Here is a 23016-nt window from a genome sequence, read left to right as displayed (position 1 = left end):
CCATGACGACGATTATCCGTGGCGGCACCATCGTGAACGCCGACCGTGCCTTCCGCGGCGACGTGCTCTGTTACGGCGACAAGATCGTGGCCGTCGGCGAGAGCATCGACGCCCCGGCCAACGCCACGGTGATCGACGCGGGCGGGCAGTACGTGATGCCGGGCGGGATCGACACCCACACTCACATGCAGCTGCCCTTCATGGGCACGGTGACGGCCGACGACTTCTTCACCGGCACCGCGGCCGGCCTGGCGGGCGGCACCACGACCATCATGGACTTCGTCATCCCCGACCCGAAGCAGTCGCTGCTCGAGGCCTATCGCACCTGGCGCGGCTGGGCGCGCAAGGCCGCCGCCGACTACACCTTCCACGTGGCCGTGACCTGGTGGGACGACTCGGTGCACGCCGAGATGGGCGCCCTGGTGCGCGAGCACGGCGTGAACAGCTTCAAGCACTTCATGGCCTATAAAAACGCGATCATGGCCGACGACGAAACGCTGGTGAAGAGCTTTCGCCGCGCGCTCGAATTGGGCGCGATCCCGACCGTGCACGCCGAGAACGGCGAACTGGTGTTCCAGCTGCAGCAGGAGCTGCTGGCCAAGGGCATCCGCGGCGCGAAAGCCCATCCGCTCTCGCGTCCGCCCGAGGTCGAGGCCGAAGCGGCCAACCGCGCGATCGCGATCGCCAACGTGCTCGGCACGCCCATCTACATCGTCCACGTGTCCTGCGCCGAATCGCTGGAGGCCATAGTGCGCGCCCGCGCCAAGGGCCAGCGCGTCTACGGCGAGGCGCTGGCCGGCCACCTGGTGATCGACGACAGCGTCTACCAGAGCGAAGACGAGGACTTCGCGCGCGGCCACGTCATGAGCCCGCCGTTTCGCGGCCGCCATCACCAGGATGCGCTCTGGCAGGGCCTGCGCGGCGGGAACCTGCACACCACCGCGACCGACCACTGCACCTTCTGCGCCGAGCAGAAGGCGGCCGGCAAGGACGACTTCACGCGCATCCCGAACGGCTGCGGCGGCGTCGAGGAGCGCATGGCGGTCGTCTGGGATGCGGGCGTGAACAGCGGCCGCTTGAGCCCATCCGAGTTCGTGCGCGTGACCTCGACCAACGCCGCCCAGATCTTCAACATGTACCCGCGCAAGGGCGTGATCGCGGTCGGCGCCGACGCCGACCTCGTGGTCTGGGACCCGAACGGCACCCGTACGATTTCCAGCAAGACCCAGTTCGCCAAGGGCGGCTTCAACGTGTTCGAGGGGCGCACCGTGCGCGGCATCCCGACCCACACGGTCGCCGCCGGCAAGCTGGTCTTCGAGCGCGGCGACCTGCGCGCCGAGGAAGGCGCCGGCCGCCACGTCGACCGCCCCGCGTTCGTATAAGCCGTAGGGTGGGCGCCCCGTGCCCACGCGTTCAACGAACAGCGGCAAACCGCCCAGCGACCGAAAGCCGCTTCATCCACACCCGGAGACAAACATGCCCGACACCCTGCGCATCAACGGCCAACGCCTGTGGCACTCCCTGATGGAACTGGCGCGGATCGGCGCCACCGACAAGGGCGGCGTCAAGCGCCTCGCCCTGACCGACCTCGACCGCCAGGGCCGCGACCTCGTGGTCCGATGGGGCGTTGACGCCGGCATGAGCATCACGGTCGACAAGATCGGCAACGTCTTCATGCGCCGCGCCGGCCGCAACGCCAGCCTGCCGCCGATCGTCACCGGCAGCCACGTCGACACCCAGCCCACCGGCGGCAAGTTCGACGGCAACTACGGCGTACTGGCCGGCCTGGAGGTGGTGCGCACCCTGAACGACAACGACATCGTGACCGAAGCCCCGATCGAGGTCGCCTTCTGGACCAACGAGGAAGGCTCGCGCTTCGTGCCGGTGATGATGGGTTCCGGCGTGTTCTGCGGCGCCTTCAGCCTGGAAACCGCCTACGCCGCCAGGGACGTCGACGGCAAGACCGTGCGCGAGGAGCTGGAACGGATCGGCTACCTGGGCGAGGAGGAGCCGGGCCGGCACCCGATCGGCGCCTACTTCGAGACCCATATCGAGCAGGGCCCGGTGCTGGAGGACGCCGACAAGGTGATCGGCGTGGTGCCGGCCGTGATGGGCCTGTCGTGGTACGACTGCACGGTCAGTGGCATGGAAGCGCACGCCGGCCCGACCCCGATGGGCCTGCGCCGCGACGCGCTGCAAGTGGCCACCACCATCATGCAGGAGACCGTCGCGATCGCGCACCGCTATCCGCCCTACGGCCGCGGGACGGTGGGCATGGTGCAGGTGTTCCCGAACAGCCGCAACGTGATTCCCGGACAGGTCAAGTTCAGCATCGACCTGCGCAACGTGAACGACGAACTGCTGAACACCATGCACGAGGAGATGCTCGCCTTTGTCGCCAGGACGCGCGCGGAGAGCGGCCTGGCTATCGAGATCGAGCGGGTTTCCGACTATCCGCCTTGCCCCTTCCATCCGGACTGCGTGAACGCCGTGCGCGCCGCCACCGACAAGCTGGGTTACTCGACCATGGACGTGGTCTCGGGCGCCGGCCACGACGCCATCTACGCGGCGCGGGTGGCGCCGTCCGGCATGATCTTCGTGCCCTGCAAGGACGGCATCAGCCACAACGAGATCGAGGATGCGAAGCCTGAGCACCTGGAGGCGGGCTGCAACGTGCTGCTGCACGCGATGCTGGAGCGGGCGCGGGTAGCCGAATAAGACCGGGGAGGGAAAGCCGCCCAGCCTGCCGGCAAACCCCGCTAGAATGCCGGGATGCCGAGCAAACTTCCCACCTTTCCCGGTCCCCTGACCGCGCGCGGCGCCGTGCTGGCGGTGCTGCTGTCGAACGAGGACCAGACCGGAGCCGAACCGCTGCAGGGCCGCGTGACCCTGGCCGCCATCGTGCGGACCCTGAAGCGCAAATATGGTTGGCCGATCGAGACCCACAGCTTTCCGGCGAACGCCGCCGACGGCCGCGCCACCTGGGCCACGGTCTACAGCCTGCCGCAGCCTGTGATCGACGCGGCGCTGGAGCGCGGCGGGCGCGACTGGCTGCGGTCGCGGAAAGCGGCGCGGCGCGGCCTGGCCCGGCTCGACGAATGAGCGACGGCAGGAACCTGCTTCCAATGGCCGCCGGACCTTTGATGTAGCTCCTAACAAAAACCCCATGGCTGCGTTGCATCGTCTCGCCGTACAGGCGTACTGTCGTCGACGCTGCGGGCGCTCTAAGGCGCTTAGCCGATCCGCTTCTCCATGTAGACCGACGCGATGGCGACGCCCGAGCGATGCGGAACCATCTCCTCGCGTATCGCCTGGAAGCCGCCATGCCGGTAAAAGGGGACGGCGTTGAGCGAGGCCGAGAGGAACAGGCACTCGCGGCCGGCGGCCAGCGCCATCCGTTCCAGCGCCGCGAGCAGCAGCGCGCCGATCCCGCGTCCGTGCTCGGCCGGCTCGACGAAGACCGCATCCACTTCGCCGCTGGCGGCGTCCAGCACCGCATAGCCGAGTATCCGTCCGGCCTCCATCGCCACCATGCCGCCGCCGGCGGCGAGCAGGCGTGGCAGCGATTCAGGCGCGGGCGCGGCCAGCCAGGCGGTCAGCACGGACGCGGCGTAGTGCGCCGCGCAGCCCTGCGCGACCGCGCGCGTGCGCAGTTCCCAGAGGATGGGAAGGTCGCCGGCGACTGCTGTCCGCAGTGCGATCGTGTGCCTTGCTGTCATCGTCAACTCTCCATGGTCGTGCGCCCGATGAGGCGTCCGGCAGCTAGGCTTGCACCAGCGCGCGCGCCGCCTGGCTGACCTGGTCGCGCAGCCACTTGTGTTCCGGCGACTGGTGCACGCGCTGGTGCCACAGCTGGTAGAAGCGCATCGGCGGAAACTTGATCGGCATGGTGAAGGTCTTCAGCGGCAGCGTCTTTTCGTAGAAGCGCATGAACTGGCGGCCGGTGGTCAGCACCAGGTCGGTCTGGGTCAGCATGTAGGGAATCAGCCCGAAATAGGGCGACTCGACCGCGATTCTCCGGTTCAGGCCCTGGCGCGCGAGGAAGGAATCGATCACGCCGTGGTAGCCGGGCAGCGTCTGCGTCGGCGCCACGTGCGGCAGGGACAGGTAGTCCTCGATGGTCATGGCGTCGCTTGCCGTGCGTTTGGCGTAGGGACTGTCGGCGCGCATGGTACAGACGATCGGGTCCTCGAACAGCTTGGAGATGTGCAGGTGGACCGGCGGCTCGTCCCAATTGGCGATCACCAGGTCCATCTCGCCGTCGGAGAGCATGCGCAGGTAGTCGGTGCCCGGCCCCAGGCTGTGGATCGCCACGCGGCTGTTGGGCGCGTCGCGCCGGATCGCGGTCACCACGTTGGGCAGGAACTGGGTGTCGAGGTAGTCGGGTGCGGCGATGTGGAAGGTGCGCGCCGCCGCTTCCGGCACGAAGGGCGACTTCTTGACGAACAGGCTCTCGGTCTCGTCGAGGATGCGCTTGGCGGGTTTCAGCAGGCTTTCGCCGTGCTGGGTCGGCACCATGCCGCGCGCGCCGCGCACCAGCAGCGGGTCGCCGGTGAGTTCGCGGAGTTTGCGCAGCGAGGCCGAGATCGAGGGCTGGGGCTGGTTCAGTTTCAGCGCCACGCGCGAGACGTTCTTCTCCACCAGCAGCAGGTAGAGGATGCGGATCAGGTGCAGGTCGAGGTGCTGGGGCAGGCTGGCCATGGCAAAGTGCGGCTGCGGTTTTCTATATGGGTTCCGTCATTTTGAATATACGCTATATTTCATATTGCAGAAATGAAATCGTCTGAATTTCGATTCACTATCGCCACCAGGAAGATGAGGGATTTTGCATGGACGTGTTCGGATACCTGGCTCCCTACGGCCTCGAATGGCTGAATTTGCTCGTACGCTGGCTGCACATCATCACCGGCATCGCCTGGATCGGCGCCTCCTTCTATTTCGTTTGGCTCGACAACTCCATCAAGCCGCCGCCACCGGGTTCCGAGCTGGCAAAGAAGGGCGTCGCCGGCGAACTCTGGGCCGTGCATGGCGGCGGCTTCTACAACCCGCAAAAATACCTGGTCGCTCCCGCCGAGCTGCCGAAGGAACTGCACTGGTTCAAATGGGAAGCCTATTCGACCTGGCTGTCCGGCTTCGCGCTGCTGTTCATCGTGTATTACCTGAACGCGCAGGCGATGATGGTCGACCGCAGCGTGGCCGATTTGTCGAGCTGGCAGGCGGTCGGCATTGGCCTGGGCAGCCTGGTGGTCGGCTGGCTGGTCTACGACCTGCTGTGCAAGTCGCCGCTGGGCAAGCGCGACCTGGCCTTCGGCCTGGTCATCTTCGCCTTCCTGGTCGGCAGCGGCTGGGTACTCACCCACCTGCTCAGCGGCCGCGCGGCCTACCTGCACGTCGGTGCGATGATCGGGACCATCATGGTCGCCAACGTCGCCCACGTGATCATTCCCGGCCAGCGCAGGATGGTCAATGCCATGCTGGCCGGTCGACAGCCCGACCCGCGCGACGGCGTCAAGGCCAAGCAGCGCTCGGTGCACAACAATTATTTCACGCTGCCGGTGCTCTTCCTCATGATCAGCAACCATTATGCGATGACCTACCGCCACCCGCATGCCTGGGCGGTGCTGGGCGTGATCATGGCCGCGGGCGTGTTGATCCGCCACTTCTTCAACCTGCGCCACAAGGGCCGCATCGAATGGAAGTACCCGGCCGCCGGCGCGGCGCTGCTGGCCGTGCTGGCGGTGCTGATCGCGCCGCCAGCGCCGCGGGCGCCGGCCGGGCCGCAGCCCGGCGTCGACGCCATGGCCCAGTTCACCCAGGTGCGGCAGATCGTCGACCAGCGCTGCGTCAGCTGCCACGCGGCCAGGCCGACCCAGCCCGGCTTCGCCACCGCGCCGGCCGGCGTCAGCCTCGATTCGCCCGAACTGATCCGGCAGAACGCCGCCCGCATCTACCAGCAGACCGTGCAGCTCAAGGCGATGCCGCTGGCGAACCTCACCAACATGACCGACGCCGAGCGGGCGCAGGTCAAGGCCTGGTTCGAGGCGGGCGCACCGTCAGGAAAATACTGAGGACGACTTCCGGAAAACCGAAGCGTCCCGGCCGGCTGATGCATGCTAGGCTTGCGGGCACGAACCACGGCGGAGAACGAGATGGCATTCGACTTATCGACCTACAACCTTGCTGAATTGAAGGGGCTCCAGTTCGACGTCGCGCAGGAGCTCAAACAGCGCGAGCGGCAGGAGCTCGGGAAAGCGCGCGAGCAAATCCTGGCGATCGCCCGCGAAACCGGCGTGGCGGTCGACGCCTTGATCGAGGAAGAAGGGAAGGGCAGGAAGCGCAAGAGATGATCCGGCCCGCGGTCGCGCCAGGCGTCGCAGGCATGTGATTGGCGCACCCCTTGCCCGCCATATCGTATGATAGGGTTCATCAACCATGCATACCCTGTTTCTATGAATGCGGATACCACACGCCCAGGCGTGACATTCGACGAGGTTGCGGCGGCCGCCGACAGCCTGGCCAACGACGGCAAGCCCGTCACCCTCGATGCCGTGCGCGAAGCGCTCGGCGACGCTTCCCCTAATTCGATCGGGCGCCACCTGGGCGCCTGGCGCGCCGCGCGCGCCGATGCGGCGCAGCCCCCGAAGGCGGCGATGCCGGAGTCGCTGGTCGCCGAATTGGCCCGCTGGGCCCAGCAGTTCGCCGAGGAAGCCGGCGCCGGCACCCGCGACGCGCTGGCGCAGGCGCGGCGCGACATGGACGACGTGCTGGCCGCGGGCGAGCAGCTTGAAGCCGAACGCGACACGCTGGTCGACGAAGTCGCCAGCGCGACCGCCGCGCGCGAGCAGGCCGCGGCCGCCGCCGCCGAGCGCAGCGAGGAAATCGAGCGCCTGAACGCCGAGCTGCGCAACGCGCGCCAGGTCGCGATGGACGCCCTGGTCGGAAAAGCCAAGGACCAGCTGGCAATCGAAGGCAAGGACGCCCAGCTGGCCGACCTGCGCGCCCAGATCGAGCGCAACGTCGCCGCCTCGGCGGCCGAGTCCGATGCCCGCCTGCGCGCCGAAATGGAGCTGGTCGGTGCGACCACCGTGCGCGACAGCCTGGCGGCCGAAGTGAAGGACCTGCAGGCGCAACTGGCCGCGGTCCAGGCCGAACGCAGCGCCCTGCGCGCCGAAGTCGAGACGCTGCGCGCGCGCGCGAAGTAAGCCAGGCGACCCGCGGACCCGGCCAGCCGGTGCCGTGTGCCGTTTCCTGCATCGCCGCCGGCGCCGTCCCGGCGTGACGATGCGTCAGCGTTCCCTATAGGCGCGCTCGATCTTCTTGTCGGTGTTGTACTGGCTGAGCGCGTAGACCGCCCAGATGGCGGCCGGCAGCCAGCCGATCAGCGTCACCTGCAGGATCAGGCAGATGATGCCGGCCATCGGGCGGCCGATGGTGAAGAAGGTGAGCCAGGGGAGGATGAGGGCGATGAGCAGGCGCATGCGGTTTCCTGGATAGTGGGGCATCGGCCGGGCGGCCCGACGTGTCTGTTCCATCATATAACAGCCACTTCGGGCTCATCGCACCGTTGCCGGCCTTGCTAAGGCTGCCCCACCGGATTCGTCTTGCCCAGCGCTTCGGCCATCCGCACCAGGCGCACGAACTCGGCGCGGTAACCCTCCGCATCCTTGCCGCGCGCCTCGTTGGCCAGCGCCGCGATGTCGGCATAGCTGTAGTCCGCCAGCGGCGTCTCGCCACGCAGGCGCTGGCCGAAGGCCGCCACCGCCACCGCGAAGCGCGCATCTTCCGGCGCCGCGGCGAACTCCTTGCGGGCGCTGTCGGCACGCACCGCATGGCTGCGCTCGCGGCTGGTGGCCTGGCCCGGCAGCTTGTAGCGCACTTTCACGAAACAGAGTTCGTCGCCGTTGGCGGCGGGCGCGGCCTGTTTGCTGTCGCCATAGCGCAGCGGATCGACCAGCTTGCCGGCCTCGGCGGCCGGCGTGATCTCGTAGATGGCGGTGACGGTGTGGCCGGCGCCCATGTCGCCCGCGTCCACCTTGTCGTCCTTGAAGTCCTGGCGCGCCAGCATGCGCGTTTCGTAGCCGATCAAGCGGTAGGCGGCCACCTGGCGCGGGTTGAATTCGACCTGCATCTTGACGTCGTTCGCGATCGGGAACATGGTCGACCCCAGTTCTTCCTGCATGGCCTTGCGCGCTTCCAGCAGCGAGTCGATGTAGGCGGCGTTGCCGTTGCCGGACTGGGTCAGGCGCTGGATCAGGGCGTCGTTCAGGTTGCCCGTGCCGACGCCGAACACCGAGAGGTAAACGCCGCTTTTGCGCTTGTCGGCGATGAAGCGCTCCAGCTGCTTCGGGTCGGTGATGCCGATGTTGAAGTCGCCGTCGGTGGCCAGGATCACGCGGTTGACCGCCTTCGGATCGCGGTGGCGCTCGGCCAGCGCATAGGCGCGCTGCAGGCCGTCGCCGCCGGCGGTGCCGCCCGCCGCACGCAGGCCGTCGAGCGCATCGAGGATCTTGCGCTTGTCGCGGCCCAGCGTCGGCTCGAGCGCGACTTCGGTGCCGTTCGCATAGGTGACGATGGCCACGCGGTCGGTGTCGCGCAGGTTCTCGGCGAACAGGCGCAGGCCCTGCTGCAGCAGCGGCAGGCGGTCCGGCCCTCCCATCGATCCGGACACGTCGATCAGCAGCACCAGGTTCAGCGGCGGGCGCTCGGCCTGCGCCAGGTCGAAGCCGCGCACGGCGACGTGCAGCAGCTGGTTGCCGGCCTTCCAGGGGCTGGGCATGACTTCGGTGGCGATGGCGAAGGGCTCGCTGCGCGTCCTGGGTGCGGCGTAGCGGTAGGGGAAGTAGTTCACCATCTCCTCGACGCGCACGGCGCCCGGCGGCGGCAGGCGCCCGCCCGTCAGCAGGCGCCGGACGAAGGCGTAGGAAGCGGTGTCGACGTCGGCGCTGAAGGTGGACACCGGATGCTCGGCCACCAGCTGGGTGGCATTCGCTTCCTTGTCCGGGAATTTGTCGGCCTGCGGCGGGGCGATCACGACGAAGCCCGGCCCGGGCGCGCGCTTTTGCATGGCCGGCGCCGCGATGGTGGACCCGGTGACGGTCACGCGCTGCGGCGCGTAGGCGGAAGACGGCGCGGGCGGCGGCGCGGGCGGCGGCGCGGGTGCAAGCGCGGGTGCGGGTGCGGCAAGGGCTTCGGAAGCGCTGTGTGCCGCCTGCTGGCCCGGCGCCTGCACGCCGCAGCCGGCCAGGACTGCCGCGCCCAGCGCCAGCAGCGTGGACGTACCCAGGGAACATCTCATGATTGGACCTCCTTCGGATTATTGTTCCGAGAAGATGCAACGGCGATGCCCGATTTGCAACGGTACTTACAAGCTGTAATCCTTTATGCGGGGTGCATCGGCCTGGCCTTCAGCGGGCATCGTCGCCATCGAGCGAACGCGGCACGATGGCGAACTGCGGCGCCGGGCCGTAGTCCGGCTTGACGCTGCGCGACATGAAGCGCTCCCAGGCTTTTTTGCCGGCCGCGCCGCCGACGTCGGCCGCATAGGCCAGCGCCGGCTGCAGGTTCGAGGGAAAGCCCATCGCGGTGCTCGCGTAGCCGCCCATGTCGCCCGGCTTGCGCTTGGTGGCGGCGGCGTGCTCGGCGCCGCCGCAGGGCAGGGCGGCCAGTTCCGGCCCGACGGTGCGCTTCCAGGCCTGGGCCATGCTGTCGTAGGTGGGCGCGACGGGCGAGTCGCGCACCGTGATCGTGTAGCTGGCGGCGTCGACCCAGCAGGCCCCGTCGCCGACCATGCGCGCAATCGGAAACTTCGCCTTCCACTTCAGCAGCGGCCGCGCGTCCTGGAAGCCGAGTTCCGCAAGGTGGCCGACGGCCTGGGTGAAGAAGTCGTCCTGCCAGGGCGCAACCGCGGTCTTGCCCTTGTAGATCACGGCCTGGCGGTTGTCGATCACGCCCAGGCCGTTGGCGGACGGGTTGTTGCTGTAGGTCGCGTTGTACCAGGCCAGGTTGCTCTTCAGGATGGCGTTGAAATCCTGCTTCAGCGGGTGTTTGTCGGGCGTGATGTAGGCCGCCTCGCCCAGGGTGCGCAGGCTCCAGGCCTGGCCGCGCACCTGGTGGGTCGCCAGCAGGCCCTCGATGTTCTTGCGGTAGCCCGGGTTGGTGGAGAACACGTTCCACATCGCCCAGAACTGCAGCTCCTCGAGGTAGTAGTAGTCGCCGGTGACGAGGTAGGGCAGGTAGGCGAAGGCCGGCTGGTGCGCGCTGTCGGCCTTGTACGGGGTCTTGCAGACGTCGCGCGGGCAGCGCGGGAAGGCTTCCTGCTTGCCGGTCTTCGGATTGCGTGTGTCGCCCGGGTTGCCGAGCAGGGTCATGTAGGGATAGTCGATCAGGCTGACCGGCAGGCCGGTGCGCTTGTCGCGGTAGTGCGCGGACCAGCTGCCGGCGCGGTCGGCGGTGCCGAGCGTGACTTCCTTGGCGCGCGCGTCCATGCTCAGCAAATACATCGCGGCCCATCCCGGCAGCAGGCCGATGTCGTTGCGTCCGCCGGTGTTCGGCATGGCCGGCGAGGCCACGCCCACGCCCATCGGCTCGCTGCGCGGGCCTTCCCATTTAGCGGCCAGTTTGGCCAGCGCGCCGTCCGGCACCAGCAGCGTGCGGTCGTAGTTCGGCAGCGCGCGCGAGTCGATCAGGTAGTCGCTGTCGTGGCGCAGGTGGACGGCGGGCGCCGTGCCGGTCCAGGCCAGGGTGCGCCAGCGCGCGTGGTGCAGGTGGGTCAGTTCCTTCTTGCGGTAGACGCTCTCGCCGCCGACCTCGATCTCGACGTCGTAGGTGAAGTTGCGCGGCGACGGCTCGTAGGCCCAGTTGTTCTCGACCACGATGTCGACCCGCGCCCGCTTCGCGCCGGGGTAGGCGCGGATGGCGAAGCGCGCCGCCAGGTGCGGGTGTTCCTCGCCCCTGGCGTTGCGCAGCGGCGCGGCGACCTGCACTTCGGTCGCCACCGGGCCGTCCAGCCACACCTGGGGTTTCTGTTCCTTCAGCAGGCGGTCGCTGGACGCGCTATAGCGTTCGCCGTCGAGCGTGACCGTGACCGTGGCGCCGGTGGCGAAATCCGGCTTGCCCGCCTCGTCGGCGCCCTTGGCGCTGGCCTTGACCAGGGCGATGCCGGCCTGCCTGCCCTTCGCCAGCTTCGGCAGCAGGGCCGAGATCACGGCGTGGCGCACCGAGCCGTCGGCGTGGGTCGCCTTCACGTCCACCTGCAGCGGCAGGATGCCGCCGTCGGCCAGCTTGCCGGCCAGGGACGCGCCGCGCGGCAGGTCGCCCGGCGCGAACACCTGGCCGAAGGTGAGAGGGACCCTGGCCTGGTCGCCGCCCGTGTTCTCGACCACCACGCCGGTGATGCCGCCGGCGGGGATGTCGGCCTTGCGCCCCGTGGCCGGCGCGCGGGCAGGCGCGGCGTTCGGCTTCCTGCCTGCGGCATTGGCAGATGCATTGCCCGCTGCGGCGCCTGATGCATTGCCTGATGCATTGGCTGATGCAGCGTCGGCCGCCGCGGCGCCATGGCGCGCCTTCACGACCTGGCTGTCGTCCACCTTGCCGGTGCTCGGCAGGCCGACGAAGTCGGAGGGATTGTTCTTGTCCTGGGCGTGCAGGACACCGGAGGCGAGGGCGAGGCAGAGGGCAAGGGGCGCAAGCGAGGATGACAGGACAGGCATGATGGTCTTGAAAGTGGATTCCTGGAGCGGCGGCTGCATGACCGAACAGTAAAACAAAAAGCGCCCCGAAGGGCGCTCGCTTACCGATACTTACTGTTTCAGGGTACGCTCGAACAGCTTGTAGATGCGGCGGTACTGGTCGAACCAGCTTTCCGGCTGGGTGTAGGCGTGGCGTTCCAGCGGGTAGCTGGCCAGTTCCCAGTTATCCTTGCGCAGCTCGATCAGGCGCTGGGCCATGCGCACCGAGTCCTGGTAGAACACGTTGTCGTCGACCATGCCGTGCCCGATCAGCAGGTTGCCGCGCAGGTTTTCGGCGTACTCGATCGGCGAGGAGATCTTGTAGGCTTGCGGGTCGAGGTCCGGCGTGTTCAGGATGTTGGCGGTGTACTCGTGGTTGTAGCTGGTCCAGTCGGTCACCGGGCGCAGCGCGGCGCCGGACTTGAACGTCTCGGGCGCGCGCATCAGGGCCATGAAGGTCATGAAGCCGCCGTAGCTGCCGCCGTAGATGCCGACGTTCTGCGGGTCGCCCTGCAGGTTCTGCACCAGCCAGTTCACGCCGTCCTTGTAGTCGGTCAGTTCCGGATGGCCCATCTGGCGGTAGATCGCCGTGCGCCAGTCGCGGCCATAGCCTTTCGAGGCGCGGTAGTCCATGTCGAGCACGATGTAGCCGCGTTCGACCAGCAGGTTGTGGAACATCTGCTCGCGGAAGTAGGTCGGGAAGCGCTTGGTGGTGTTCTGCAGGTAGCCGGCGCCGTGCACGAACATCACGATCGGGTATTTCTTACCCGCTTCCATCTTCGCCGGGCGGTAGAGCTTGGACCAGACCGGATCGCCGCCGTCGCTCGACGGCACGGCCACGTACTCGGGCTGGATCCATTCGCGCTGCCTGTAGTCGGCGGTGCGGGTGTCGGTCAGCTTCGCAACGGCGCCGCCGTTCACCGATACCGTGGCCAGCTGGGTCGGCACATAGCTCGTGGAGTAGTGCACCAGCAGCTTGCGGTTGTCCGGCGACAGGACGAAGCGCTCCACGCCTTCCAGGCCCGTCACCTCAACGGTGGCGCCATCCTTCGCGTTCACCGCGCAGACCTCGTAGGTGCCCGGGTTCTTGCGGTTGCAGAGCATGTAGGCGGTGGTGCCCTCGTAGTTCCACTGCACGTCGCCCGCTTCCCACTTGCCGCGGGTGAGGGCGCGCGCCTGGCCGTTCGCATCCATCGTGTACAGGTGCGAGTAGCCGCTTTCCTCGGACAGGTACCACAGCGTGCGGTTGTCCGGCAGCCAGCCGAAATCGGTGTTGTCGTAGTTGACCCAGGCTTCGTCCGTCAGGCGGTGCATGGGTTTCAGCCTGGCGGTGGACAGGTCGATCGCGGCGATCCAGCGGTCCTTGTTGTCGACCGCGCGCAGCATCACGGCGGCCTGCTTGCCGTCCGCGGTCCAGCGCACGGCGTCGGCGCGGTCGGCGATGCGCAGCGGGCGGTTGCCTTTCAGCGGATCGAGCTTGGCGGCGGCGCGCAGCTGGGCCAGCGGGTCGGTGCCGACGCCGGGCAGGTTGTCGAAGGGGATGTCCTGGACCTTGCCGCTGGCGAGGTCGACCAGCTTGAGCGCATGCGGCGCCGGGTTGTTGCGGCCGACGCGGGTGCGCTCGTCGTCGGTTTCCTCGTAGCCCGATTCGGTCACGTAGCGCGGCATCTTGCCGACGCGGCCCTTGTCGCCGCCTTTCGCCGCCGTGACGACCACCAGCCAGCGTCCATCCGGAGACAAGGCGCTGCCTTCGATGGTCACCTTGTCGCCCAGGTAGACCGGGCTTGGGGCGCGGGTCGGATCGGCGCGGCGCTCTTCCTCGGCGCGGGCGCGGCCGGCGTCGCGGTCGTCCTTGGCGCGCTTCAGGGTGGCGATCAGGCGCAGCTGCATCTCGCGCAGCGCGTCGGGCTCAAGCGCCGCCGGGTCTTTCGCGGCGCGCGGCAGCGCCACCGGGCCCTGCACGCGGCTGGCGCGGTCCCAGCTGAACCAGTCGTGGCCGACACGGAACTGCACCGCGCGCTCGTCGCTGGAAAACTGCGGGTCTTCTGCCTTCACGCCTTTCGTGATCTGGACCAGGGCGCCATTCTTGAGGTCGCGCTCGAACAAATCGCCGTTGCGCACCAGGACGGCGCGGGTGTGGGCGCGGTTGTAGACCACGTTCGGGCTGTCGAGCTTCGCCAGCTCGGTGTCCGCCACGCGGCGCGGCTGGCCGCCCTGGACCGCTTCGAAGGTGTCGCGCAGCTGCGAGCCGGTGCGCTTCTGCTTGAAGTAGACCTGCTTGCCGTCCCAGCTCCACCATGCCTGTTCGGCGGGGTTGCCGATCCAGTCGGGGTGGGCCATGGCCTGGTCGAGGGTGACGGGCGTCGGCGCGGCGGCAGCGGCAGCTGACAGGGCGGCGAACGCGGCAAAGATCGTAAGAGCAGGAAGTCGCATCGTGAATGAGTGGTGGGTGAACGAAATAGCTTTCTGGCTAGAAAAATGCGCATGCATTCTAGCTCAGCCACCATGCGACGGGGAGGTTTGCGGAAGATTAATCCACAAGAAAAAATCTAATCGGCGTAAGTACTTACGTCGGTATTGACGCAAGTACTTACGCCATATCCGCACTCGAGCGGGGAAGGAATGCGGCTGTTGCGCCGCAACGTTCAGCCGGCGCGGCGGGCGCTTTTCGGCTGGCGCGGCAGGAACAGGGTGATGCGTGCGACGACGGCGACGAGGGCGATGCCGACGGGCAGGTATTCGAATGCTTCCATGATCAATTCCTCTTCAATGTTAGTGATGTTGCGTTGCAGTATAGGCCGGCAAGGATCATAAACAAACTTTTGATTTGTGATGCCGGCGATAGGTTTTATGAATGGTTTTATTGCTCCGGCCACAATAGATATTTAACTCGGGAATAACCCGACTGTGGCTCTGCCGTATGTACGGGGCGTGGCGGGATGCGGGTGGCGGGAACTGCGAATGAATTTCGCGGTGTGCAAAAGTACGACCGCGTGGACACAGGTGTCCACCCTACGATAACTTGCTCTTGTAGGGTGGGCACTTGTGCCCACGCGGTCTGGTACCGATGCGTCGCCGCGGCGCGCTGCCGCGGCAAAGAATCTTGCTTAGCCGCGGTTGGCCAGGTGGCGCAGTTCGGCCGCCAGGCTCGGCGAGAACGATTCCGACTGCGCTGCCAGCGACAGCAGTTCGTTGCGGGCGACCATGGCTTGCTGGGCGGCGTCCTTGCGTGCGCCGAAGAGCCAGCCGCCATGGGCGACGTAGAGCTGTTCGCAGAAATGGCGAATGGTGGCGAACAGGCCGGATTGGTGGCGCAGTCCCTTGTCCTGCGCCTGGGTGATCGTTGCTGCAGTCATGTTGGCTCCGTAAATACTGTCTGATGTTGCAGTGCAGTATAAATACCTTAGAGCCATAAATAAACTTTCGGTTCGTGATACCGGCGATTCATCTTGCGAATGATTCAGGCATGTCATCACGTCCGGATAACGCCGTGTTATCACGGCCGGAAAGACACGATCCGGCCGCGTAGAACGAACTTACTCCGCTTCCTTTGGATTGGCCCCGCCGAACAAACGATCCTTCGCCGCCAGCAAACGCTGGACCTTGGCGCCCATCTTCATCAGTTGCGCCAGCGACTCCGGCGACAGGCGCTGCAGGTCGTCGAACCAGTTGTTGGCCAGGTCGACCAGCTCGTGCATTTCGCGCATGCGTTGTTGCGCGAACACATCTCCCGGAGTCTGCGCATTCGCCAGCAGGGATTCGCGCAGCACCGACAGGGTCGGAGCGACTTCGCGCCGGCGCCGCTCGGCCGCCACCACCCGGAAGATTTCCCACACGTCGCCCAGCGAGGTGAAGTATTCGCGGCGGTCGCCCGGAACGCGGTGCAGGCGCACCAGGCCCCAGGACTGCAGTTCCTTGAGCCCGATGCTGACGTTCGAGCGCGAGATGCCCAGCTTCTCGCCGATGTCGTCGGCGTGCAACTGCTGCTCGGTAACGAAGAGCAGGGCGTAGATCTGGCCTACCGTGCGGTTGATGCCCCAGCGGCTGCCCATTTCGCCGAAATGGCTGACAAAGGTTTGAACGAGCGGAGTCACGGTAGCGAACTTTTCGAAAGTTTGGAAAGTCCGATTATCTCACGGGCCAAACGTGGCCAATCGAAGCCCCTACTTTCCGTCCGGGTAATACCTGAGCAGCTTACTGGCCTTCTCGTGACAGACCGGCAGTTGTACTGCATAATTTCACTGTTTTCTGAAAATTCAGAAGTTTTTGCAGGTTGCGAAGGCATCCTGCGCGGGCAGGGATGACTCCGCCCGGTTTCATTGCAGAGCTGAGAAGAATGGATTCGCACCGCGCCCGTCATGTCGTTTTCTGGATTGCCACCTTCGCGATCCTGTGGGGCCTGCTGCTGCCATCGCTGGCCCCGGCCGCGCATTCCGCGCCCGGCCGTACCTGGATCGATGCCTGCCCGTCGGCCGGCGTCACCCAGCTCCGGCTCGACATGCCGCAGGCCGATGAAGTCCGCAAGCGCGAAGCTGCCGGCCGCCGCCCGGATTGCGTTCCGCAAGCCGATGTCCTCGCCATCGCGGCCGTAGCCGCGTACCGGCTGTGGATCGACACCGATCCACGCCCAGGCCGGCGTCCACCCATCCTGACCCCGCCTCCGGCCAAGGCTGTCTGGCCGTCCCACGCCAGCCGCGCCCCGCCACGCCCGGCATAAGTCCCGCAGCGACGCGGGCCGGTGTTCGCACCCAGGCCCGCACCCCCGAACTGATTGGAGAAGGACCATGCTCTCGAGTAGACGCCATGGCGCGGACGCGCACGTCCGTACGCCGCACCGCGCCGGCACCGGCACCCGCATCGGCGCGCTGGTGCAAAGCGCCGCCGCCCTGTTGTGGATCGCCCAGGCCGCACTGCTGGCGCTGGCGGTGCAGCGCCTCGCCGACGGCGCCGGCCTGGATGCCGTCACCGTTCCCGCCCTCGGCTTCCTGCTGCTGGGCCTGCTGCGCGCCGGCGCCGAGGCCTGGGGCGCACGCCGGGTGTTCGCCGCGGCGCGCGCCTGGTTGAGTGGACTGCGCGCGGACGCCGCCCAGGCACTGGCGCGCCGTTCGCCGCTGGACCGCGCGCGCCCGGCATCCGGCCAGGCCGCCAGCATCCTGGCCGAGCAGGCCGAAGCCGTGCTGCCCTGGCTGGTGCGCTACCAGGGCGCGCGCTGGCGCGTCATGCTGGTGCCGCCGGCGATCGCGCTCGTGGTCGGCACGTTTTCCTGGGCCGCGGCGCTGATCCTGGTGCTGGCCGCGCCCCTGATCCCAGTGTTCATGGCCGTCATCGGCTGGCGCGCCAAGGCGGCCAGCGAGGCCCAGCTGCAGCTGGTGGGCGGCATGAACGGCTTCCTGCTCGACCGCCTGCGCGGCCTGTCGACTCTGCGCGCGCTGGGGGCCGTCGACGCCACCGCGCGCCGCCTGCACGACACCGCCCAGGCCCTGCGCGCCGGCACCATGCGCGTGCTGCGCATCGCCTTCCTGTCCTCGACCGCGCTGGAACTGTTTTCGGCGCTGGCGGTCGCGCTGGTCGCGGTCTACGTCGGCTTCCACCTGCTCGGCCAGATCGATGGCGGCAGCTGGGGTAGTCGCCTGAGCCTGGGCGAGGGCATGTTCATCCTGCTGCTGGCGCCGGCCTTCTTCGAGCCGCTGCGCGACCTGGCCGGGGCCTGGCACGACAAGGCCGCCGGCGAGGCCGCGCTGGAAGCGCTCGAACGCCTGCAGGGCGAAGCGACGGTCCTGCCGGGCGCGCTCGATGCGAGCGTGGCGCCGCTGGGCGCCGGCACGCCCGGCGTCGAGATCGACGGCCTGTCGTTTGCCCATCCCGGCGAGGCGCCGCTGTTCGAGGACTTCGCGCTGCGCGTGGCGCCGGGCGAGCACCTGGCCCTGGTCGGCGCCAGCGGCAGCGGCAAGACCACCCTGCTGGCGCTGGTCGCGGGCCTGGCGCAGGCCCAGGGCGGCAGCATCCGCATCGGCGGCATCGAGCTCGACGACACCGGCGCCGCCGCGCTGCGCAGCCGCATGGCCTGGATCGGCCAGAAGCCGCACGTGTTCGCGGGCACCGTGCGCCGCAACGTCGCCCTGGGACGGCCGGGCGTGACCCCGCTCGCCGTCACGGCGGCGATCCGGCGCGCCGGCTTGGCCGACGTCGAGCACGCCGCGCCCGGCGAAAGCCTGGGCGAGGGCGGCCTCGGGCTCTCCGGCGGCGAGCTGGTGCGCCTGGCGCTGGCGCGCGCCGCGGTCGCCCCGCACGCGAACCTGCTGCTGGCCGACGAACCGACCGCCCACCTCGACCGCGAAACCGCGGCCGGCGTGATCGACGCCCTGCTCGAGCTGGCGCGCGGCCGCACGCTGATCGTCGCCACCCACGACCCGCTGCTGGCCGCGCGCATCGGCCGCATCGTGCATGTCAACCAGGGCGCGCTGCACAAGGAGGCCGCATGAAACACCGTAACGACATCGCCACCGTGCTGCGCCTGTTCCTGCGCAGCGACGGACGGCGCCTGCTGCTGGGCGCGGCGCTGGCCACGCTCACCGTCCTGGCCGGCATCGCGCTGCTCGGCACCTCGGGCTGGTTCATCACGGCCACGGGTCTTGCCGGCCTGTCGGCGGCGGCGCTGGCCTTCAACGTCTTCGTGCCCAGCGCCGGCATCCGCCTGCTGGCCCTGGGCCGCACCTTCGGCCGCTACGCCGAGCGCCTGGTCACCCACGACGCCACGCTGGGCGTGCTGGCCAGCCTGCGCACCCGGCTGTTTCGCGGCTGGGCCGAACCGCAGGCCGCGCGTGCGCTGCTGCGCCGCCCGAGCCGCCTGCTGTTCCGCCTGACGAGCGACATCGACGCACTGGAGTCGGTCTACCTGCGCCTGCTGGTGCCGCTGGCCGCCACCTTCGGCGCGGCGCTGCTGGCCGGCCTGTTGCTGGGCGCCCTCGACTGGCGCCTGGGCGCCGCCGTGTTCGCATGGCTGCTGGCCTGCGGCTGGGGCGTCGCGGCCTGGACCGCGCGCCGCGCCCGTCCGCTCGCGCTGCGCCGGGTGCAGACCCTGGAGCGCCTGCGCGCCCAGGCGATCGACCTGGTCGGCGGCCAGACCGACCTGGCTCTGGCCGGCCGCCTGCCGTCCCAGTGCGCCACCCTCGAACAACTCGATGCGCGCCTGGCGCGCGGCGACGACGCCCTGCACCGCCTGGAGACCAGGGCGGCCGCGACCCATGCCGTGGCCGGCCACCTGACGGTGGCGCTGGTGCTGCTGGCCGCCGGCCTGCTGGCCCAGCAGGGCAAGCTGAATGCGCCGGCCGCGGCGCTGGCCCTCCTGACCGCGCTGGCGGCGCTGGAGCCGTTCGCGGCGCTGCGCCGCGGCGCCATCGAGGCGGCGCGCAGCTGGCTGGCGGCGCGCCGGCTGGCGCCGCGCCTGCGCGAGGATGGCGCGGCCGTGGCGCCGCCGCGGCCTGCCCTGGGCGGCGAAGCGCTGCGCGTCGAGGATGCCGGCGTCGTCCACGCCGGACGCCGCCAGGCCGCGCTGCACGAGATCGACCTGCGCATCGCGGCCGGCGAGCGCGTCGCCGTGATCGGCGCCAGCGGCGCCGGCAAATCGACCCTGCTGGCGCTGGCCGCCGGCGAACTGGCGCCGGCGACGGGCCAGGTCGGCGCGCTTCCCGCCACCTGGCTGACCCAGCGCACCGAACTGTTCCAGGACAGCCTGCGCGACAACCTGCGCCTGGCCGATCCGCGGGCAAGCGACGAGCGTTTGTGGGAAGCGCTGCGGGCCGCCGGCCTGGCCGACGACGTGCGCGCCCTGGCCCAGGGCCTGGACGCCGCGCTGGGCGAGGGCGGCCTGGGCCTGTCGGGCGGGCAGTCGCGGCGCCTGGCGCTGGCCCGGCTGCTGCTGCGCGATGCCGATTTCTGGCTGCTCGACGAGCCCACCGAAGGCCTGGACGGCGCCACCGCCGCCGACGTGCTGGCGCGCCTGGCGCGCCACGCGCAGGGGCGCACGGTCCTGGTCGCGACCCACCTGCGCCGCGAAGCCGAGCTGGCCGAGCGCCTGCTGGTGATGGCGCAGGGACGCATCGTGGCCGACCTGCGGCGCGGCACACCCGATTACTACCAGGCGCTGTCGACACTGCGCCAACACTGAACCACTGCAATCTCAACAAGAAAAGAAAGGCTCTCACCATGGATCTCGATGTCGTCGGGCTCTCCCGGCTACAGTTTGCCCTCACGGCGCTGTACCACTTTTTATTCGTTCCCCTGACCCTGGGGCTGTCGATGCTGGTCGCCATCATGGAGACGGTCTACGTGATGACCGACCGTCCGATCTGGCGCCAGATGACCAAGTTCTGGGGCGTCCTGTTCGGCATTAACTTCGCCATCGGCGTCTCGACCGGCCTGGTGATGGAATTCCAGTTCGGGATGAACTGGAGCTACTACAGCCACTACGTCGGCGACGTCTTCGGCGCTCCGCTGGCGCTGGAAGGGCTGATGGCCTTCTTCCTGGAAGCGACTTTTGTGGGCCTGTTCTTCTTCGGCTGGGACAAGCTGTCGAAGCGCGCCCACCTGGTGGTGACCTGGCTGACCGCCATCGGCACCAATTTCTCGGCGCTGTGGATCCTGATCGCCAACGGCTGGATGCAGAACCCGGTCGGCGCCGCCCTCAACCCGCAGACCATGCGCATGGAGGTGACCGACTTCTTCGCCGTGCTGACCAATCCGGTGGCCCAGGCCAAGTTCGTGCACACGGTGTCGGCCGGCTACGTGATCGCCGCCTTCTTCGTGCTCGGCATCTCGGCCTGGTTCCTGCTCAAAGGGCGCCACGCCGACCTGGCCAAGCGTTCGATGACGGTGGCGGCTTCCTTCGGCCTGGCCGCCTCGCTGTCGGTGGTGGTGCTCGGCGACGAGAGCGGCTATCTGTCGACCGAACACCAGAAGATGAAGCTGGCCGCGATCGAGGCCATGTGGCATACCGAGCCGGCGCCGGCCGCCTTCACCGCCTTCGGCTTCCCCGACCAGGAAGCGCGCGAGACCCACTACGCGATCCACATCCCCTGGGTCATGGGCCTGATCGGCACCCGCTCGCTGGACACCGAGATCCCCGGCATCCACGAACTGGTCAACCTGGCCGAGCTGCGTGTGCGCCAGGGCATCGTGGCGTATGACGCACTCGAACAGATCCGTGCCCTGGGCGGCAAGGGCGCGGTCCCGGCCGAACTGCAGGCAACCTTCGAGGCGAACGGCCCGCAGCTGGGTTACGCCCTGCTCCTGAAGCGTTACGTCGACGATCCGCGCCAGGCGACCGACGCCCAGATCGCGCAGGCCGCGAACGACACCGTGCCGCAGGTCGCGCCGCTGTTCTGGTCCTTCCGCGTGATGGTCGGCCTTGGCATCTACTTCATCGTCTTTACCGCCGTGTTCTTCGTGCTGTCGGCGCGCCGCCAGCTGGACGCCTACCCGTGGCTGCTGAAGCTCGCCGTGTGGTCGCTGCCGCTGCCCTGGATCGCCGCCGAAGCCGGCTGGATCGTGGCCGAACTGGGCCGCCAGCCCTGGGCCATCGAAGGCGTGCTGCCGACCGCCGTCGCGGTGTCGAACCTCGGCATCACGACCGTGCTCGGCACGCTGCTCGGCTTCGTCGTGCTGTACACCATCCTGATCGTGGTCGAGATGAAGCTGATGCTCAAGGCCATCCGCAAGGGGCCGGAAGACGATGCCGACCACGGCGCAGCCAAGCCGCTCGCCACCCCGCACAACGCCAACCTTATCACCGCGGAGTAAACAACCATGATTCTTCATACGCTGCTCGACTACGACGTATTGCGCGTCATCTGGTGGGTGCTGCTGGGCGTGCTGCTGGTCGCCTTTGCGGTCACCGACGGCTTCGACCTCGGCACCGGCACCTTGCTGCCCTTCGTCGCCAAGAACGACCTCGAACGCCGGGTCGTCATCAATTCCGTCGGCCCGGTCTGGGAAGGCAACCAGGTCTGGCTGGTGCTGGGCGGCGGCGCCATCTTCGCCGCCTGGCCGCAGCTGTACGCGGTCTCGTTCTCGGGCTTTTATCTCGCGATGTTCGCCGTGCTGCTGGCGCTGATCCTGCGCCCGGTCGGCTTCAAGTACCGCAGCAAGCGCGACGACCCGCGCTGGCGCGCGACCTGGGACTGGGCGCTGTTCGTGGGCGGCTTCGTGCCTTCGCTGATCTTCGGCGTCGCCATGGGCAACGTGCTGCAGGGCGTGCCGTTCCGCCTCGAACCCGACATGCAGATCTTCTATGACGGCAGCTTCTTTGGCCTGCTCAACCCGTTCGCGCTGCTGTGCGGCCTGGTGTCGGTGGCGATGCTGGTGATGCATGGCGCCAGCTGGCTGGTCCTGAAGACCGATGGTGCGGTGGCCTGGCGCGCCCGCCACTGGGGCATGCGCGCGGCCGTGGCCGTGATCGTGCTGTACGCGCTGGCCGGCTGGGCCCTGTGGAGCTTTGTCGACGGCTATCGCATCACCAGCGAGATCGTCACCAGCGGCGCCTCGAACCCGTTGTTCAAGACCGTGCAAGGGGAGGGCGGCGCCTGGTTCGCCAACTATGTGGCCCATCCATGGACCCTGGCCGCCCCGGTCCTGGGCTTTCTTGGTGCCTTGCTTGCCCTGCTCGGCCTGGCGCGCCGCTGGGAAGGCGTGACCATGCTGTTCAGCAGCCTGTCGATCGCCGGCATCGTCCTCAGCGTGGGCGCCTCGATGTTCCCCTTCATCCTGCCGTCCTCGATCCAGGCCGCAGCCAGCCTGACGGTGTGGGACTCGTCGTCGAGCCACCTGACGCTGTTCATCATGCTGGTCGGCAGCTGCATCTTCCTGCCGCTCATCATCGGCTACACCAGCTGGGTCTACAAGGTCCTGTGGGGCAAGGTCGACGCGGACGGCATCCGCGACGGCAAGGGCCACGCTTACTAATTACTGAAATATAAGGAGTCTGATATGTGGTATTTCGCCTGGATCCTCGGCCTGCCGCTGGCGGCCGCCTTCGCGGTGCTGAACGCGATGTGGTTCGAGCTGAGGGATGACGACAAGCGCAAGGCTTGATCGTAGGGGAGCACCGCCGCGTCGATCGCGGCGGTGCTCCCCGGTTGTTCGCCACCGCGGCCGCTTTCCCGGCCTGCCCCCGCGCCGTCCCGCGTACTTGACACTCTGCATTGACAGACAACTCATCCGTATGTACGGGTTGATAATGCGCGGAAATTTTTCCTCAAATAAGTTGAACTAAGGAAGTTTCCACCCCTCAAAG

At 68.2% G+C, this 23016-nt stretch carries 20 protein-coding genes; 12 read left to right on the top strand and 8 right to left on the bottom strand.

Going from position 1 to position 23016, the window contains the following annotated elements; translation table 11 throughout:
• The first annotated feature begins 2 nt into the window (after window positions 1-2).
• The 3 genes from hydA to RT688_RS04750 all read left to right on the top strand — a co-directional run bounded on the left by hydA (window position 3) and on the right by RT688_RS04750 (window position 3102).
• Window positions 3-1382: a dihydropyrimidinase gene (gene hydA, locus RT688_RS04760; protein ID WP_313703702.1), complete on the top strand. Its 1380-nt coding sequence runs from the start codon at window positions 3-5 to the stop codon at window positions 1380-1382.
• A 94-nt stretch (window positions 1383-1476) separates the two neighbouring features.
• Window positions 1477-2718 (top strand): Zn-dependent hydrolase, encoded by a 1242-nt coding sequence (locus RT688_RS04755; protein WP_313703701.1) that lies wholly within the window; start codon window positions 1477-1479, stop codon window positions 2716-2718.
• A gap of 54 nt (window positions 2719-2772) precedes the next feature.
• Window positions 2773-3102, top strand: a complete 330-nt coding sequence (locus RT688_RS04750) for a hypothetical protein (protein WP_313703700.1) — start codon at window positions 2773-2775, stop codon at window positions 3100-3102.
• Between the two features lie 131 nt (window positions 3103-3233).
• On the opposite strand, the gene RT688_RS04745 is transcribed toward RT688_RS04750, so the two are convergent.
• Together RT688_RS04745 and RT688_RS04740 are read right to left on the bottom strand one after the other, a co-directional pair.
• Window positions 3234-3719: a GNAT family N-acetyltransferase gene (locus RT688_RS04745; RefSeq protein ID WP_313703699.1), complete on the bottom strand. Its 486-nt coding sequence runs from the start codon at window positions 3717-3719 to the stop codon at window positions 3234-3236.
• Window positions 3720-3762: 43 nt separating this feature from the next.
• Window positions 3763-4701 carry a LysR substrate-binding domain-containing protein gene (locus tag RT688_RS04740; RefSeq protein ID WP_313703698.1) on the bottom strand — a complete coding sequence of 313 codons (939 nt, stop codon included), beginning with the start codon at window positions 4699-4701 and terminating at the stop codon, window positions 3763-3765.
• A gap of 128 nt (window positions 4702-4829) precedes the next feature.
• Between RT688_RS04740 and RT688_RS04735 the strand changes: the two genes are divergently transcribed.
• The 3 genes from RT688_RS04735 (at window position 4830) to RT688_RS04725 (ending at window position 7202) form a co-directional block, all read left to right on the top strand.
• Complete coding sequence (locus RT688_RS04735) at window positions 4830-6068, top strand: urate hydroxylase PuuD (RefSeq protein ID WP_313703697.1); 1239 nt, start codon at window positions 4830-4832, stop codon at window positions 6066-6068.
• A gap of 81 nt (window positions 6069-6149) precedes the next feature.
• The gene (locus RT688_RS04730) at window positions 6150-6347 is read left to right on the top strand and encodes a hypothetical protein (RefSeq protein WP_313703696.1); all 198 of its coding nucleotides are present in this window, start codon (window positions 6150-6152) and stop codon (window positions 6345-6347) included.
• Window positions 6348-6476: 129 nt separating this feature from the next.
• Window positions 6477-7202 (top strand): DNA-binding protein, encoded by a 726-nt coding sequence (locus RT688_RS04725; RefSeq protein WP_313703695.1) that lies wholly within the window; start codon window positions 6477-6479, stop codon window positions 7200-7202.
• 84 nt (window positions 7203-7286) lie between these two features.
• Here RT688_RS04725 and RT688_RS04720 read toward each other — a convergent pair whose 3' ends face one another.
• The 6 genes from RT688_RS04720 to RT688_RS04695 form a co-directional block, all read right to left on the bottom strand.
• Window positions 7287-7478 carry a YqaE/Pmp3 family membrane protein gene (locus RT688_RS04720; RefSeq protein ID WP_313703694.1) on the bottom strand — a complete coding sequence of 64 codons (192 nt, stop codon included), beginning with the start codon at window positions 7476-7478 and terminating at the stop codon, window positions 7287-7289.
• A gap of 98 nt (window positions 7479-7576) precedes the next feature.
• The gene (locus RT688_RS04715; RefSeq protein WP_313703693.1) at window positions 7577-9295 is read right to left on the bottom strand and encodes a VWA domain-containing protein; all 1719 of its coding nucleotides are present in this window, start codon (window positions 9293-9295) and stop codon (window positions 7577-7579) included.
• Window positions 9296-9404: 109 nt separating this feature from the next.
• Entirely contained in the window at window positions 9405-11708 is a 2304-nt protein-coding gene (locus tag RT688_RS04710; protein ID WP_313703692.1) for a hypothetical protein, read from the bottom strand.
• Between the two features lie 90 nt (window positions 11709-11798).
• Window positions 11799-14159, bottom strand: coding sequence for a S9 family peptidase (locus RT688_RS04705; RefSeq protein WP_313703691.1), 2361 nt, complete (start codon window positions 14157-14159; stop codon window positions 11799-11801).
• A gap of 674 nt (window positions 14160-14833) precedes the next feature.
• On the bottom strand, window positions 14834-15082 hold the full coding sequence (locus RT688_RS04700) for a hypothetical protein (protein ID WP_313703690.1): 249 nt from the start codon (window positions 15080-15082) through the stop codon (window positions 14834-14836).
• 180 nt (window positions 15083-15262) lie between these two features.
• Window positions 15263-15820: a GbsR/MarR family transcriptional regulator gene (locus RT688_RS04695; protein WP_313703689.1), complete on the bottom strand. Its 558-nt coding sequence runs from the start codon at window positions 15818-15820 to the stop codon at window positions 15263-15265.
• Window positions 15821-16062: 242 nt separating this feature from the next.
• Between RT688_RS04695 and RT688_RS04690 the strand changes: the two genes are divergently transcribed.
• The 6 genes from RT688_RS04690 to cydX all read left to right on the top strand — a co-directional run bounded on the left by RT688_RS04690 (window position 16063) and on the right by cydX (window position 22814).
• Window positions 16063-16443: a hypothetical protein gene (locus RT688_RS04690; protein WP_313703688.1), complete on the top strand. Its 381-nt coding sequence runs from the start codon at window positions 16063-16065 to the stop codon at window positions 16441-16443.
• A 67-nt stretch (window positions 16444-16510) separates the two neighbouring features.
• Entirely contained in the window at window positions 16511-18208 is a 1698-nt protein-coding gene (gene cydD / locus RT688_RS04685) for a thiol reductant ABC exporter subunit CydD (RefSeq protein WP_313703687.1), read from the top strand.
• A complete protein-coding gene (locus tag RT688_RS04680; protein WP_313703686.1) occupies window positions 18205-19893 on the top strand; it encodes an amino acid ABC transporter ATP-binding/permease protein in 1689 nt (562 codons plus the stop codon). The genes cydD and RT688_RS04680 overlap by 4 nt, the downstream gene beginning before the upstream one ends.
• A 38-nt stretch (window positions 19894-19931) precedes the next feature.
• Window positions 19932-21524 carry a cytochrome ubiquinol oxidase subunit I gene (locus RT688_RS04675; RefSeq protein WP_313703685.1) on the top strand — a complete coding sequence of 531 codons (1593 nt, stop codon included), beginning with the start codon at window positions 19932-19934 and terminating at the stop codon, window positions 21522-21524.
• Window positions 21525-21530: 6 nt separating this feature from the next.
• Window positions 21531-22685, top strand: a complete 1155-nt coding sequence (cydB, locus tag RT688_RS04670; RefSeq protein WP_313703684.1) for a cytochrome d ubiquinol oxidase subunit II — start codon at window positions 21531-21533, stop codon at window positions 22683-22685.
• Between the two features lie 24 nt (window positions 22686-22709).
• Window positions 22710-22814: a cytochrome bd-I oxidase subunit CydX gene (gene cydX / locus RT688_RS04665; RefSeq protein ID WP_313703683.1), complete on the top strand. Its 105-nt coding sequence runs from the start codon at window positions 22710-22712 to the stop codon at window positions 22812-22814.
• Window positions 22815-23016 lie beyond the last annotated feature (202 nt).

Source organism: Massilia sp. (genome assembly GCF_032106685.1).
Classification (GTDB): Bacteria; Pseudomonadota; Gammaproteobacteria; order Burkholderiales; family Burkholderiaceae_D; genus Telluria.
Note: the sequence above shows the minus strand (reverse complement) of the source record. Positions and strands in the feature narration are given on the sequence as shown.

Coding starts and splice junctions, on each gene's coding strand:
- hydA (WP_313703702.1), top strand. CDS start 3: ATGACGACGATTATCCGTGGCGGCACCATCGTGAACGCCGACCGTGCC.
- RT688_RS04755 (WP_313703701.1), top strand. CDS start 1,477: ATGCCCGACACCCTGCGCATCAACGGCCAACGCCTGTGGCACTCCCTG.
- RT688_RS04750 (WP_313703700.1), top strand. CDS start 2,773: ATGCCGAGCAAACTTCCCACCTTTCCCGGTCCCCTGACCGCGCGCGGC.
- RT688_RS04745 (WP_313703699.1), bottom strand. CDS start 3,719: ATGACAGCAAGGCACACGATCGCACTGCGGACAGCAGTCGCCGGCGAC.
- RT688_RS04740 (WP_313703698.1), bottom strand. CDS start 4,701: ATGGCCAGCCTGCCCCAGCACCTCGACCTGCACCTGATCCGCATCCTC.
- RT688_RS04735 (WP_313703697.1), top strand. CDS start 4,830: ATGGACGTGTTCGGATACCTGGCTCCCTACGGCCTCGAATGGCTGAAT.
- RT688_RS04730 (WP_313703696.1), top strand. CDS start 6,150: ATGGCATTCGACTTATCGACCTACAACCTTGCTGAATTGAAGGGGCTC.
- RT688_RS04720 (WP_313703694.1), bottom strand. CDS start 7,478: ATGCGCCTGCTCATCGCCCTCATCCTCCCCTGGCTCACCTTCTTCACC.
- RT688_RS04715 (WP_313703693.1), bottom strand. CDS start 9,295: ATGAGATGTTCCCTGGGTACGTCCACGCTGCTGGCGCTGGGCGCGGCA.
- RT688_RS04710 (WP_313703692.1), bottom strand. CDS start 11,708: ATGCCTGTCCTGTCATCCTCGCTTGCGCCCCTTGCCCTCTGCCTCGCC.
- RT688_RS04705 (WP_313703691.1), bottom strand. CDS start 14,159: ATGCGACTTCCTGCTCTTACGATCTTTGCCGCGTTCGCCGCCCTGTCA.
- RT688_RS04700 (WP_313703690.1), bottom strand. CDS start 15,082: ATGACTGCAGCAACGATCACCCAGGCGCAGGACAAGGGACTGCGCCAC.
- RT688_RS04690 (WP_313703688.1), top strand. CDS start 16,063: ATGGATTCGCACCGCGCCCGTCATGTCGTTTTCTGGATTGCCACCTTC.
- cydD (WP_313703687.1), top strand. CDS start 16,511: ATGCTCTCGAGTAGACGCCATGGCGCGGACGCGCACGTCCGTACGCCG.
- RT688_RS04680 (WP_313703686.1), top strand. CDS start 18,205: ATGAAACACCGTAACGACATCGCCACCGTGCTGCGCCTGTTCCTGCGC.
- RT688_RS04675 (WP_313703685.1), top strand. CDS start 19,932: ATGGATCTCGATGTCGTCGGGCTCTCCCGGCTACAGTTTGCCCTCACG.
- cydB (WP_313703684.1), top strand. CDS start 21,531: ATGATTCTTCATACGCTGCTCGACTACGACGTATTGCGCGTCATCTGG.
- cydX (WP_313703683.1), top strand. CDS start 22,710: ATGTGGTATTTCGCCTGGATCCTCGGCCTGCCGCTGGCGGCCGCCTTC.